Source organism: Azonexus caeni, assembly GCF_048146105.1.
In the GTDB taxonomy this organism is placed as follows: Bacteria; Pseudomonadota; Gammaproteobacteria; order Burkholderiales; family Rhodocyclaceae; genus Azonexus; species Azonexus aromaticus_B.
In genome coordinates this window covers 19,234-31,893 of record NZ_JBKJAD010000019.1, presented here as the reverse complement: position 1 = coordinate 31,893, position 12,660 = coordinate 19,234, and the positions used below count along the sequence as shown (strand labels likewise).

Here is a 12,660-nt window from a genome sequence, read left to right as displayed (position 1 = left end):
AAGGACATCACCTTGCTTCACCATCCCACTCTCGACCGCTTGCAGCAGTTGCGTCTGACCGGCATGGCCCGCGCGCTGGCGGCACAAGCTCAGCAGGCAGACATCGGCCAGCTCGGTTTCGAAGAACGCCTGGGCCTGCTGCTCGACAGCGAAGCTGCTGAGCGCGAATCCAGACAGAACGCTGCTCGCCTCAAACGGGCCAAACTCAAGCAATCCGCCGCCCCGGAGGATGTCGACTTCCGTCATCCACGCGGTCTCGACCGGACGCTGTTCACCCGCTTGATGGCCAGTGACTGGGTCAAGGCGCACCAGAATGTGCTCGTGTGCGGCCCGACCGGCGTCGGCAAGACCTTCCTCGCCTGTGCGCTGGCCAACCAGGCCTGTCGACACGGACATAGCGTCCTCTATGTCCGCCTTCCACGTTTGCTGCCGGCACTGGCGCTTGGCCGACACGATGGCAGTTATGCCAAGACCCTGGCCCAGATGGCGAGAACCGAGGTGCTGGTCATTGATGATTGGGGATTGGCACCGCTCACCGATGAGAGTCGCCGCGACCTGCTGGAAATCGTCGATGACCGCCATGGCTGCCGCTCGACCATCATCACCAGCCAGCTGCCCGTGCCGCACTGGCATACCGCCATCGGCGACCCGACCCTGGCCGATGCCATCCTCGACCGCCTGGTCCATCAGGCGCACTACCTCAACCTCGATGGCGAATCCCTGCGCAAGAAAGGCAAACCCGTATGAACCCATCCGCACTCACCGAGTTACCCACCGCCGGCCGCCAGACAGCAGGCTATAGAAGGAGCGCCGCCTGTCGGCCGGCCGTGGATAACTCTACGCCCAAGCCCGACAACTTGACCCCAATGACATCACCCGTGTAAAACCCCAACACCCCGCGTCGCTACGCGCCGACTGTCCAGCTTGCTCTGGAATGCGTGTCCAGCTTCCCGTGGAATCACTGTCCAGCTTGGTCGGAATACGCACCTATCAGCATGTAGGTAGGCAGAAAGCCGCCCTTTGCGAACGCCAGCTCTTGGTCGGGAGCTGATAAGCGCATCGGCTCACGTTAGCGGACATTTGCGATCAGATCCTCGCGACGTCGACGTACCGCTTTGGCCGAGCAGTTCGCATTCAACATTTGCCCTTAACGGCCGCAGCACTCAGTGAGCTGCAGTTGCTCCGCCGCCCAACAGGTGAAGTGCTGTTCTTAAATGCGCTCAGATTGTACTGGCGACAAGTGTTTCTGGAACGTGATCGAAAAACTCAAATCTCCTGACTTCAAGGTTTTTCGCCAAGCTATGTAACAAAAATCCTGGAGATCATTGTGGCACAACCGTTTGCTATCTCAATCTAAGCTGCGAAAGTCTCAACTTAAGCTGCGGACGAGAACTCCCCGAAATTCCCCTTGACTCCATCATGTCGATATAACTAAACTCATCGATATGAAAACCGACTACAGCCAAACCATTCCCCCTCAGTGGGCCGTCATGTCCAGGATTTTCGTTGCCTTGGGCGACGAGCATCGGCAGCGCATCCTGCTGTTGTTCGAGCCGGGTGAGCGGCTCAATGTCGGGCAGATTGCCGAGGTGTCGACGCTGGCGCGGTCGACCGTATCGCATCACCTGAAGGTCCTGCATGAGGCCGGGGTGCTGGCTTCGGAGAAGATCGGCAAGGAGGTGTGGTTCTGGATCGACCGCCCATTGCTGGAAACCACGTTCACCAATGTCCTTGATTACCTTCGGGAGTCCACCTGATGCGTGCCTTGTTGCGTCCTTTCCTGCGGCTGCTGGTCGGCCTGCTGTTCCGCGTCGATGTGCGCTTCCGGCAGTCCGATTTCTCGCAGCGCAAGCTGTTGATCGTCGCCAACCACGAGTCCTTCCTCGATGGCTTGCTGCTTGGCCTCTACCTGCCGCTCGATCCGGTTTTCGTGGTGCATACCGGCGTCGCCAACAATTTCTGGTTCCGTTTGCTGCTGTCGCAGGTCGATTACCTGACGGTCGATCCGACCAGCCCGATGGCGATGAAGAAAGTGATCCGGTTGATCGAATCCGGGCGGCCGGTGGTCATTTTCCCGGAAGGGCGGATCACCCGCACCGGTTCGCTGATGAAGGTCTACGACGGCCCCGCCTTCGTCGCCGCCAAGACCGGCGCGACGGTGATCCCGGTGCGCGTCGATGGCGCGTCGCGCTCTTACTTCTCGCGCCTGTCAGGCAGTTACCCGAAGGTGATGTTTCCGAAGATTCGCCTGACCGTGCTGCCGGAAGCGCATTTCCCGATGCCCGAGGCGCCCACCGCCAAGCAGCGCCGGCGCAAGTCCGGCGAGCAGATGCGCAAGCTGATGCAGGAGATGATCTTCGCTTCGCGCCCGAACCAGACGCTGTACGGCGCGCTGTGCGACGCGGCTCGGGTGTATGGGCGCGGCCGGCGCCTGCTGGAGGATGTGAAGCAGATCGAGTATTCGTACAACGACCTGTTGAAGATGGCGCTGATCCTCGGCCGGCAGATCGAGCGCGTGTCGCGGCCGGGCGAGAAGGTCGGCCTGCTGCTGCCCAACCTGGTGCCGACCATCGGCCTGATCTTCGGCCTCACCGCCCGGAAGCGCGTGCCGGCGATGCTCAACTACACCGCCGGCACCGACGCCATGCAGGCCGCCTGCACCGCCGCCGAGGTGAAGACGGTGGTCACTTCGCGCGCCTTCGTCGAGCAGGCCAAGCTCGGCGACAAGCTGGCCGGGCTGCGGGGCGTCGAATTGCTCTATCTTGAGGACATCCGCGAACGCATCGGCCTCGGCGACAAGCTGTGGCTGATGCTGTGGGCGATCCGTTTCCCGCACGCCTTCGAACTGCATGCCTCGCCGGAGGACGCGGCGGTGGTGTTGTTCACCTCGGGCTCCGAAGGCAAGCCGAAGGGCGTCGTGCTGCCGCACCGGGCGATTCTCGCCAACATCGCGCAGATACGCGCGGTGATCGACTTCTCGGTCGACGACAAGGTGCTTAACGCGCTGCCCATCTTTCACAGCTTCGGGCTCACTGCCGGCGCGCTGCTGCCGGTGCTGACCGGCGCCAACCTCTTCCTCTACCCGTCGCCGCTGCATTACCGGGTGATCCCGGAAGTCGCCTACGACCGTAGCTGTACCGTGCTCTTCGGTACCTCGACCTTCCTCGGCAACTACGCCAAGTTCGCCCATCCCTATGATTTCTACCGCCTGCGCTACGTCGTCGCCGGCGCCGAAAAGCTCTCCGAAGCGGTGCGCAGCCAGTGGTTCGAGAAGTTCGGCGTGCGCATCTTCGAAGGTTACGGCGCCACCGAGACGGCACCGGTGCTGGCGGTCAACACGCCGATGGCCTACCGGACCGGTACCGTCGGCAACCTGCTGCCGGGCATCGAGCACAAGCTGGTGCCGGTGCCGGGCATCGCCAACGGCGGCATCCTGCACGTGCGTGGCCCCAACGTCATGGCCGGCTACCTCAAGGCCGAACAGCCCGGCGTGCTGCAAGCGCCGACTTCGGAAGCCGGCGACGGCTGGTACGAAACCGGCGACGTGGTCGACATCGACGACGAGGGCTTCGTGAGGATCGTCGGCCGGGTCAAGCGCTTCGCCAAGATCGCCGGCGAGATGGTCAGCCTGGAAGTGGTCGAGAAACTCGCCGTCGCCACTGCGCCGGACAAGCCGCACGCGGTGTCGAGCCAGCCCGACGAGAGCAAGGGCGAGGCGCTGGTGCTGTTCACCACCGACCCGGCGCTGAGCCGCGACATGCTGGCCAGCAAGGCGCGCGAACTTGGCCTGCCGGAACTGGCGGTGCCGAGGAAGATCCTGGTGGTCGAGGCGCTGCCGCTGCTCGGCACCGGCAAGATCGATTACGTGACGCTGAAACAGATGGCGGAGGCGGCATGATGAAACAGCTTTGGCGAGGACGGGCCTGCGCGCTGGGTGTTCTGCTGTCGCTCGCCGTCGGCACATTACCGGCGGTGGAGCCGGATAAGCTGCAACGGCTCGGTACATGGATGGCGCATTACTACGAGCATCCCGAGCCGGAGGCGTTGGCCGGCTGGATGCGCGAAATCTCGGCCAGCGGCAGTCTGGAAAAGACGTCGGCACGCTACCCGGTGATGATCTTCGTGTCGGAGTTGGCCCGCCAGAATCCGGACCGGGTCGGTGGTTGGTGCGATGGTTTGGCGGGCCTGCCGACGGCGCACCGGGCAGCTTTCGCGTGGTCGTTCAGGAATGCCGGGGCGCCCGGAAGCGAGCGCTGTCTGAAGGATTTGCCGGCCGATGCCGAGGCCGCGCTGCGCGATCTCAAGGTTTTTTCACCGCTGCAGCGGGCGCCTGTCACACCGGGGGATCTCGACCTGTTGTGGGCGGTTTTCGTGGCCAGCGGTGACGAACGGCCGGTACTCATGATCGTCGATGTCCTGTCCCGGCCGCTGCCCGAGCGCGGTGCGGCGGGTAGCGTCGAGGCTTTGTTGCTGAACGGCGCGGCGAAGTGGTCGCTTGCTTCAAATGCCCGCCAGCACGCACGGGTCAGGCGGATTCTCGAACAACGCCAGGGCGAGGCGAGCGGTTCCTTGCGGCAGGCACTCGATGAACTGCTGGCGAAGCTGGCGGCGGGAGAAACTTCATGAAACGTCGTCACTTTCTTGGCTGGCTGGCCGGGGGCGGTGCTCTGGCCGCCGCTGGTGGCAGCCTGGCCAAACCGGTGGTGGTCAATCCCTGTCGCGCCGCGATTCCCGTCCGGCTGCTCGACAGCCCCTGGCTGCAGCAGGCCTGGGCCGGCATCGATCCGGCCGGGTTGTGGGACTGCCACGTCCATCTCGCCGGGTTGGGCGACGGCGGCAGCGGCATTGAGGTCGGGCCGCAGTTATCGTCGCCTTTGCACCCGCTGCACTACGCGCAGCGCCTGTTCTACATGAACGCCGGTTGCGCCCACGATGCGCCGGGTGCCGTCGATGCCGCCTACACGGCGCGCCTGCTCAACCTGTGCGAGGCGATGCCGGAAGGCTTCAAGGTCATGCTCTTCGCCTTCGAGCGTTTCCACGACGCGGCCGGCCAGGCGCACCCGGAACATTCGGCCTTCTACGTGCCGAACGCCTGGGCGGCGAAGCTGGCGCAGGAATTCCCGGCGCGCTTCGAGTGGGTGGCGTCGCTGCATCCCTACCATGCGACGGCGCTCGACGACCTGCGCCAGGCCATTGCCGGCGGCGCCCGCGCCGTCAAATGGCTGCCGGCGGCGCAGGGCATGGACCCGGCCGACGCGAAGTGCGATGCCTTCTACCGCGTGCTGGCCGAGTCCGGCACGCCGCTGATCATCCATTGCGGCGAGGAGCAGGCGGTGCGGGGCAGCGACACGCAGGCCTACGGCAACCCGCTGCGCCTGCGCCGGGCGCTCGACATTGGCGTCAAGGTCGTGGTTGCCCACTGCGCGACGATGGGCAGCGACCTCGACGACGACGGTAGCGTGCGCCCCAGTTTCGACCTCTTCCTCAAGGCGATGGCCGAGCCGCGCGCCAAGGACTTGCTGTACGGCGACATCTCGGCGATCGCGCTGCGCAATCGCCAGCCGGCGGTGATCCGCACCCTGCTCGAACGCGGCGATCTGCACGAGCGTCTGCTGCACGGTTCCGACTACCCGCTGCCCGGCATCCTGCCGCTGATTTCGGCGGCGACGCTGGCCCGCGCCGGGCTGCTGCCGAAGGCGGCGGTCAGCGATCTCGACGCGCTGCGCGAGCACAATCCGCTACTCTTCGATTTCGTCCTCAAGCGCCTGCTCAACTGGCAGGGACATTCCTTCTCGCCGGCGGTGTTCAATACCCGCCGCATCTTTTCGGGTCAGCAGTCATGAGCGGACAATTCGGGCTTCTCAAGGAAAAACGTTTCGGGCCGCTGTTCGGCACCCAATTCCTCGGCGCCTTCAACGACAACCTGTACAAGAATGCGCTGGTCGTGCTGCTGACTTTTCAGGCGGCGCAGTGGACGAGCATCGCGCCGGAACTGCTGGGCAACCTGGCGGCCGGTATCTTCATCCTGCCTTTCTTCCTCTTTTCGGCAACCGCCGGGCAATTGGCCGACAAGTACGACAAGGCGACGCTGGCGCGCTTTTCCAAGCTGCTGGAAATCCTCATCATGGGTATTGCCGCCGTCGGTTTCGCGCTGCATAGCCTGGCCTGGCTGCTCGCCGCACTGTTCCTGCTCGGCCTGCAATCGACGCAGTTCGGGCCGGTCAAGTACGCAATCCTGCCGCAGCACCTGCACGAAGACGAGCTGGTCGGCGGCAACGCGCTGATCGAGGCCGGTACCTTCGTCTCGATCCTGATCGGCACCCTGGCCGGCGGCCTGCTCGCCGGCAGCGTCGCCCAGCCGATGTGGATCGCCGTCGGCGGGCTGGCGGTTGCCGTGCTCGGTTACCTCTACAGCCGCGGCATCCCGGAGGCGCCGCCACCGGCGCCGGAACTGCGGATCAACTGGAACCCGCTGAGCGAGACCTGGCGCAGCATCAATTTCGCCCGCGGCAACCGCAGCGTCTTCCTCTCCATCCTCGGCGCCTCCTGGTTCTGGCTGTACGGCGCGCTGTTCCTCGCCCAGTTCCCGGCCTACACGAAGAACGTGCTGGGCGGCGGCGAGACCATGGTGACGCTGCTGCTCGCCATCTTCACCGTCGGCATCGGCGTCGGCTCGCTGCTCTGCGAGCGGATGTCCGGCAAGCACGTCGAGATCGGCCTGGTGCCCTTCGGCTCGATCGGCCTGACGCTGTTCGGCATCGACCTCTACTTCGCCTCGCCGGTTGGCCTGGTCGGCACCACGGCGCACGAGCTGACCGCCTTGCTCAGTCTGCCGGCGGTCTGGCGCGTGCTGTTCGACCTCCTGATGCTGGGGATGTTCGGCGGCTTCTTCATCGTCCCGCTCTACGCGCTGGTGCAGTCGCGCAGCGAGCCGGCGCACCGCGCCCGGATCATCGCCGCCAACAACATCCTCAACGCGCTGTTCATGGTCGTCGGCGCGCTCGGCGCGGCGGCGGCGCTCGGCGCCGGGCTGTCGATCCCGGCGCTGTTCGGTATCGCGGCGCTGCTCAACGCGGCGGTGGCGGTGTACATCTACGGGCTGGTGCCGGAGTTCCTGCTCCGCTTCGTCGCCTGGCTGCTGGTCAAGGCGGTGTACCGGCTGCGCCGCGAGGGTGTCGAGCACATTCCGCTGGACGGGCCGGCGCTGCTCGTCGCCAACCATGTCAGTTTCGCCGACGCGGTGATCCTGATGGGGGCGTCGCCGCGGCCGATCCGCTTCGTCATGGATCACCGCATCTTCCGCACGCCGCTGCTCGGTTTCGTCTTCCGTCATTGCGGGGCGATTCCGATTGCTTCGGCCAAGGAAGACCCGGCGCTGATGGAGAAGGCTTTCGCCGAGGTCGCGGCGGCGCTCGCCGACGGCCAGCTGGTCGGCATCTTCCCTGAAGGCAACATCACCGCCGACGGCGAATTGCAGCCTTTCCGGCCGGGCGTTGCCCGCATCCTCGCCGCCAGCCCGGTGCCGGTGGTGCCGATGGCGCTGTCCGGGCTGTGGGGCAGCTTCTTCTCGCGCATCGACGGGGTGGCGATGCAGACGCCGTTCCGCCGGGGGATGTTCTCGGCCATCGGGCTCAAGGTCGGGGCGCCGCTGGACGCCGCGGCGGCGACGCCGGAGCGACTGTTCGAAAGCGTGCTGGCGCTCCGGGGCGAGCGCCGCTGAGCGGTTAGAATAGGCGCTTTTCATGTCGTGGATTTGAAGATGAGCGTTTCTTCGTCGATTCCCGCCGATTCCCTGGCGGGATTGGCCGATGCCGATCTGCAGCGCCAGGCGGCGCGCATGGCGCAGGATGTCTTTGCCGGCGTTTTCCGGCAGGCGGTGAGTGCCGACGAGGCCGACGACACGGCGCGTCTCGCCGATCTCGGCAGCCGCTGCAGCAACTGGTGCCGGGCCGCCGGCAGCGAAGACGGGCGCGCCCTGCGCCTGGCCCTGCTGATCAGCGGCCTCGACCAGTGGGGCCTGGCCTACAGCCAGGCCTTCCAGCTGACGGCGATCCCGGCGCTGACGGCCCTGGTCGGCGCCCTGCGCAGCGCGCTCGACGCCCAGGCCGACGCCCGTTTCCAGCGCTTTTTCGCGCAACTCGACGGCGAGGAAGCGGCGGCGATCGACTTCAAGATCGAACTGCGGCGCGCCATCCACCTCGCCCTGTGGCACGCCATGGCGGCCTGCGAGACCGGCGAACAGGCGGCAAACATCGTCCGCCCGCTGGGCGGCCTGATGCTGGCGCTCGACCAGCGCATGCCGGAACTCGGCTGGCGCCTGCTGGCCGATGCCCTGGCCAGCATCCAGATCCGTCTGCTGCAGGACAATTCCGCGTCCCCGGTGGCGCAGGAGGCGACGCAGACCCTGTTTGCCTCGCTGCGCCAGGCGCTGCCGGCCGAGCGTTTCCAGGCCATCCTGGCGCATTCCGGGCAGGCGGTGATCGCCTGGCAGCGCGCGCAGCGGCCGGTCGTGCATTGAGGGGGCGGCCATGAACTGGCAGGCCTGGCGCGAACGGCTCGACCTCTACGAAAAACTGATGCGGCTGGACAAGCCGATCGGCACCCTGCTGCTGCTCTGGCCGACCTTCTGGGCGCTGTGGCTGTCCGCCGACGGCCGGCCGGACTGGATCGTCGTCTGGGTCTTCGCCCTCGGCACCTTGCTGATGCGTTCCGCCGGCTGCGTCATCAACGATTACGCCGACCGCGATTTCGACAAGCATGTCGAGCGCACCCGCGAGCGGCCGCTGACCGCCGGCCGGGTCAGCACGCGCGAGGCGCTGGCGTTGTTCGCCGCGCTCTGCCTGGCCAGTCTGGCGCTGGTCGTCGCGCTCGACCGGCCGCTGGTGATCTGGCTGTCGCTTCCGGCGCTCTTCCTGGCCGCCAGCTATCCCTTCACCAAGCGCTTCTTCGCCATCCCGCAGGCCTACCTCGGCATCGCCTTCGGTTTCGGCATCCCGATGGGCTACGCCGCGCAACTCGCGACGGTGCCGGCGGAAGCCTGGTGGATGCTGCTCGCCAACATCTTCTGGGCGGTCGCCTACGACACCGAATACGCGATGGTCGATCGCAACGACGACCTGAAAATCGGCATCAAGACCTCGGCGATCACCTTCGGTCGTTTCGACGTTGCCGCCGTCATGGCCTGCTACGCGGCGACCCTGGGCATCCTTGCCGCGATCGGCGCGCAGCGCGGTCTGGCCTGGCCGTATTACTTGGGGCTGGCGCTGGCCGCAGGTATGATGCTCAGGCATTTCTTCTGGATCCGCGGTCGGGAGCGCATGCCCTGTTTCCGGGCTTTTCTCGACAACAACCGGGTGGGGGCCGCGATCTTCGCGGGGCTGGTCGCCAGTTACTGGGTATGAGGTAAGGCATGGCAGTGAGTGAGGGGAATTTTGCCCGGGTCGGGCTGGGCGACATCGTCGTCGGCCAGCCTTTGCGCTGGAATCTCTACAACGAGGCCCGCGAGCAGATTCGCCGTCAGGGCGAGATTTTCGATTCGCTGGAGGCGATCGACGCCCTGGTTTCCCCCGGCGTCTACCGCTTGCTGTCGAGCGCCGAGAAGCAGTCGCGCGATGTCGCCTTCGACACCTCGCGCATCCGCGTCGGCGACGCGATCCAGCTCGAAGTCTCGCCGGAGCAGCCGCGCTACGTCGTCTTCCTGATCGGCTACCAGAAGAACAAGGGGATCATCGTCACCCCGCCGGAAAGCGCCGGCGGCCTGATGATGCTGCGCGACGGCCAGTCCTTCGTCGGCCGCTTCTTTTCCGGGCAGCGCGCCTTCGCCTTCTCGACGACGCTGGTCAGGCAGACCTCGGTGCCGTTCCCGCACATGCACCTGGCTTACCCGCGCGATCTGCGCGTCCAGGAAGTGCGCAAGAGCCCGCGCATCGACGTGCAGATGATCGCCGCCATCGAGTTCGTCGACCGCGAGGCGCCGCAGGCCTCGGGCAAGATCTGCAACCTCAGCGCCACCGGCGCGGCGCTGCGCACCAAGCACCGGCTGGCGCCGATCGGCGAGAAGGTCCGCCTCAAGTTCAAGCTCGCCATCCAGGGGCTGGAAACCTATCTCTCGGTGCTTTGCGAAATCCGCTCGCTCGCCGACAACCGCGACGATCCGGCGATGCCGGTGCTGTGGGGACTGAGTTTCGTCGAAACCGACAGCCACGCCCATTTCGCGCTGTCGGCCTATGTTTACGGGATGCTGCTCGGCGAAGTCTGAGCCCCCGAGATTGGATCAGGGTTTGAAATACCATGACTTGCGCGACTTCCTGTCGCAACTGGAAAAGACCGGCGAAATGAAGCGCATCGCCGTGCCGGTCGACACCCATCTGGAAATGACCGAGATCGGCGACCGCGTGCTGCGCGCCAGCGGCCCGGCGCTGCTCTTCGAGCAGGCGACGACCGGCGGACGCAAGCACGAGATGCCAGTGCTCACTAACCTGTTCGGCACGCCGCGCCGGGTGGCGCTGGGCATGGGCGAGGAGTCGGTGCAGGCGCTGCGCGAGGTCGGCAAGCTGCTCGCCTACCTGAAGGAACCGGAACCGCCGAAAGGCCTGAAGGACGCCTGGGACAAACTGCCGGTGCTGAAGCAGGTGCTCAACATGGCGCCCAGGAAGATCAGCAACGCGCCCTGCCAGGAAGTCGTCTGGGAGGGCAAGGACGTCGATCTGTCGCGCCTGCCGATTCAGCATTGCTGGCCAGGCGACGTCGCGCCGCTGATCACCTGGGGCCTGGTCGTCACCAAGGGACCGCACAAGAGCCGGCAGAACCTCGGCATCTATCGCCAGCAGGTGCTCGGGCCGAACAAGGTGATCATGCGCTGGCTGGCGCATCGCGGCGGCGCGCTCGACTTCCGCGACCATCAGCAGGCCAACCCGGGCCAGCCTTTCCCGCTGGCGGTGGTGTTGGGCTGCGATCCGGCGACCATCCTCGGCGCGGTGACGCCGGTGCCGGACAGCCTTTCCGAATACCAGTTCGCCGGCCTGCTGCGCGGTGGCAAGACCGAGCTGACGCAATGCCTGGGCTCCGGCCTGCAAGTGCCCGCTTCCGCCGAGATCGTGCTGGAAGGCCATATCCATCCCGGCGAGAAGGCGCTCGAAGGGCCCTACGGCGACCATACCGGCTACTACAACGAGCAGGCGGAATTCCCGGTGTTCACCATCGACCGCATCACCATGCGGAAAAAGCCGATCTACCACAGCACCTACACCGGCAAGCCGCCCGACGAACCGGCGGTGCTGGGCGTCGCGCTCAACGAGGTGTTCGTGCCGCTGCTGCAGAAGCAGTATCCGGAGATCGTCGATTTCTACCTGCCGCCGGAAGGCTGTTCCTACCGGATGGCCATCGTCAGCATCAGGAAGGCCTACCCCGGCCACGCCAAGCGCATCATGTTCGGCATCTGGAGCTTCCTGCGCCAGTTCATGTACACCAAGACCATCGTCGTGGTGGACGACGACATCGACATCCGCGACTGGAAGGAAGTGATCTGGGCGATGACCACGCGCTTCGATGCGGTGCGCGACACGACCCTGGTCGACAACACGCCGATCGACTACCTCGACTTCGCTTCGCCGGTCGCCGGCCTCGGTTCGAAGATGGGGATCGACGCGACCAACAAGTGGCCGGGCGAAACCCAGCGCGAATGGGGGCGGCCGATTGTCATGGACACCGACGTCAAGCAACGCATCGACAACCTCTGGGGGAGCCTCGGCCTATGAGCCTGCGCGTCATCGATCTCGACCTCAACGACGCCGCCCACGCGGCGGCACTCATCGACCTGCTCGACCACTATGCACAGGACCCGATGGGCGGCGGCAACGGCCTCAAGCCGGCAGTGAAGGCAACGCTGGTCGACGGCCTCAAGGGCGTGCCGCATTTCCACGGCGGTCTGGCGCTGGCCGGCGACGAAGCGGTCGGCCTGATCAACTGCTTCGCCGGTTTTTCGACCTTCGCCGCCAAGCCGCTGTTCAACATTCACGATATCGTCGTCCGCCGCGAGCGCCGCCGCCAGGGCATCGGCCAGGCGCTGCTGGCCTGGGCCGAGGCCAAGGCGCGCGCGCTCGGCTGCTGCAAGCTGACGCTGGAAGTGCTGTCGAACAATCACAAGGCGATGGCGTCCTACCAGCTCGCCGGTTTCGCGCCCTACGTGCTCGATCCGGCGGCCGGCCAGGCGCTGTTCCTGCAGAAGATGCTTGCCGAGGAGAAGCCATGAACCCACCGATCGAATCCGGCCCCGGCGGTGTCCGTCCGTCGCTGGTCAATGTCACCCACCTGATCTACGGCCTGCACGCGATCGCCGTACTGATCGGCGTCACCTCGTCGGCGACCATCGTCGGCGGTTTCGTCTTCGGGCTGCCGTCCTTGCTCGGCGTCTTCCTCAATTACTGGATGCGCAGCGAAGTCCGCGGCACCTGGCTGGAGAGCCATTTCCGCTGGCAGATCCGGACCTTCTGGTTCACCGTGCTGTGGCTCGGCGTCTACGGCCTGTTCGTGATCACCATCATCGGCATCCCGATCGCCTTCGTATTGATCCTCGGTCTCGGTTTCTGGGTCGCCTACCGCGTCATCCGCGGCTGGCTGGCGCTCAACGCCGGCGAGACGATCAACGCCTGATTCCGGCGC

The 12,660-nt window shown here is 65.7% G+C and carries 12 protein-coding genes; all 12 read left to right on the top strand.

Going from position 1 to position 12,660, the window contains the following annotated elements:
• Nucleotides 1-12: 12 nt before the first annotated feature.
• The 12 genes from istB to ACLIIZ_RS15895 all read left to right on the top strand — a co-directional run bounded on the left by istB (nucleotide 13) and on the right by ACLIIZ_RS15895 (nucleotide 12,651).
• Complete coding sequence (gene istB, locus ACLIIZ_RS15950; protein WP_416693772.1) at nucleotides 13-747, top strand: IS21-like element helper ATPase IstB; 735 nt, start codon at nucleotides 13-15, stop codon at nucleotides 745-747.
• A 698-nt stretch (nucleotides 748-1,445) separates the two neighbouring features.
• A complete protein-coding gene (locus ACLIIZ_RS15945; protein WP_416693770.1) occupies nucleotides 1,446-1,757 on the top strand; it encodes an ArsR/SmtB family transcription factor in 312 nt (103 codons plus the stop codon).
• Nucleotides 1,757-3,898: a bifunctional acyl-ACP--phospholipid O-acyltransferase/long-chain-fatty-acid--ACP ligase gene (aas, locus tag ACLIIZ_RS15940; RefSeq protein ID WP_416693768.1), complete on the top strand. Its 2,142-nt coding sequence runs from the start codon at nucleotides 1,757-1,759 to the stop codon at nucleotides 3,896-3,898. Before ACLIIZ_RS15945 ends, aas begins: the two co-directional genes overlap by 1 nt.
• Nucleotides 3,895-4,626 carry a hypothetical protein gene (locus tag ACLIIZ_RS15935; RefSeq protein WP_416693766.1) on the top strand — a complete coding sequence of 244 codons (732 nt, stop codon included), beginning with the start codon at nucleotides 3,895-3,897 and terminating at the stop codon, nucleotides 4,624-4,626. The genes aas and ACLIIZ_RS15935 overlap by 4 nt, the downstream gene beginning before the upstream one ends.
• Entirely contained in the window at nucleotides 4,623-5,843 is a 1,221-nt protein-coding gene (locus tag ACLIIZ_RS15930; RefSeq protein WP_416693764.1) for an amidohydrolase family protein, read from the top strand. Before ACLIIZ_RS15935 ends, ACLIIZ_RS15930 begins: the two co-directional genes overlap by 4 nt.
• Nucleotides 5,840-7,720, top strand: a complete 1,881-nt coding sequence (locus tag ACLIIZ_RS15925) for an MFS transporter (RefSeq protein ID WP_416693763.1) — start codon at nucleotides 5,840-5,842, stop codon at nucleotides 7,718-7,720. The genes ACLIIZ_RS15930 and ACLIIZ_RS15925 overlap by 4 nt, the downstream gene beginning before the upstream one ends.
• 39 nt (nucleotides 7,721-7,759) lie before the next feature.
• Nucleotides 7,760-8,518, top strand: a complete 759-nt coding sequence (locus ACLIIZ_RS15920; protein WP_416693761.1) for a hypothetical protein — start codon at nucleotides 7,760-7,762, stop codon at nucleotides 8,516-8,518.
• A gap of 10 nt (nucleotides 8,519-8,528) precedes the next feature.
• Complete coding sequence (gene ubiA / locus ACLIIZ_RS15915) at nucleotides 8,529-9,401, top strand: 4-hydroxybenzoate octaprenyltransferase (RefSeq protein WP_416693759.1); 873 nt, start codon at nucleotides 8,529-8,531, stop codon at nucleotides 9,399-9,401.
• An 8-nt stretch (nucleotides 9,402-9,409) separates the two neighbouring features.
• Nucleotides 9,410-10,258 carry a flagellar brake protein gene (locus ACLIIZ_RS15910; RefSeq protein ID WP_416693757.1) on the top strand — a complete coding sequence of 283 codons (849 nt, stop codon included), beginning with the start codon at nucleotides 9,410-9,412 and terminating at the stop codon, nucleotides 10,256-10,258.
• A 22-nt stretch (nucleotides 10,259-10,280) separates the two neighbouring features.
• Complete coding sequence (gene ubiD, locus ACLIIZ_RS15905; RefSeq protein ID WP_416693755.1) at nucleotides 10,281-11,756, top strand: 4-hydroxy-3-polyprenylbenzoate decarboxylase; 1,476 nt, start codon at nucleotides 10,281-10,283, stop codon at nucleotides 11,754-11,756.
• Nucleotides 11,753-12,250 (top strand): GNAT family N-acetyltransferase, encoded by a 498-nt coding sequence (locus ACLIIZ_RS15900; protein WP_416693753.1) that lies wholly within the window; start codon nucleotides 11,753-11,755, stop codon nucleotides 12,248-12,250. The genes ubiD and ACLIIZ_RS15900 overlap by 4 nt, the downstream gene beginning before the upstream one ends.
• Nucleotides 12,247-12,651 (top strand): DUF4870 family protein, encoded by a 405-nt coding sequence (locus ACLIIZ_RS15895; RefSeq protein WP_416693751.1) that lies wholly within the window; start codon nucleotides 12,247-12,249, stop codon nucleotides 12,649-12,651. The genes ACLIIZ_RS15900 and ACLIIZ_RS15895 overlap by 4 nt, the downstream gene beginning before the upstream one ends.
• Nucleotides 12,652-12,660: the final 9 nt, after the last annotated feature.

Bases quoted from the DNA above. Each gene is read 5' to 3' on its own strand.
- ACLIIZ_RS15945 (WP_416693770.1), top strand. From the start codon at position 1,446: ATGAAAACCGACTACAGCCAAACCATTCCCCCTCAGTGGGCCGTCATG.
- aas (WP_416693768.1), top strand. From the start codon at position 1,757: ATGCGTGCCTTGTTGCGTCCTTTCCTGCGGCTGCTGGTCGGCCTGCTG.
- ACLIIZ_RS15935 (WP_416693766.1), top strand. From the start codon at position 3,895: ATGATGAAACAGCTTTGGCGAGGACGGGCCTGCGCGCTGGGTGTTCTG.
- ACLIIZ_RS15930 (WP_416693764.1), top strand. From the start codon at position 4,623: ATGAAACGTCGTCACTTTCTTGGCTGGCTGGCCGGGGGCGGTGCTCTG.
- ACLIIZ_RS15925 (WP_416693763.1), top strand. From the start codon at position 5,840: ATGAGCGGACAATTCGGGCTTCTCAAGGAAAAACGTTTCGGGCCGCTG.
- ACLIIZ_RS15920 (WP_416693761.1), top strand. From the start codon at position 7,760: ATGAGCGTTTCTTCGTCGATTCCCGCCGATTCCCTGGCGGGATTGGCC.
- ubiA (WP_416693759.1), top strand. From the start codon at position 8,529: ATGAACTGGCAGGCCTGGCGCGAACGGCTCGACCTCTACGAAAAACTG.
- ACLIIZ_RS15910 (WP_416693757.1), top strand. From the start codon at position 9,410: ATGGCAGTGAGTGAGGGGAATTTTGCCCGGGTCGGGCTGGGCGACATC.
- ACLIIZ_RS15900 (WP_416693753.1), top strand. From the start codon at position 11,753: ATGAGCCTGCGCGTCATCGATCTCGACCTCAACGACGCCGCCCACGCG.
- ACLIIZ_RS15895 (WP_416693751.1), top strand. From the start codon at position 12,247: ATGAACCCACCGATCGAATCCGGCCCCGGCGGTGTCCGTCCGTCGCTG.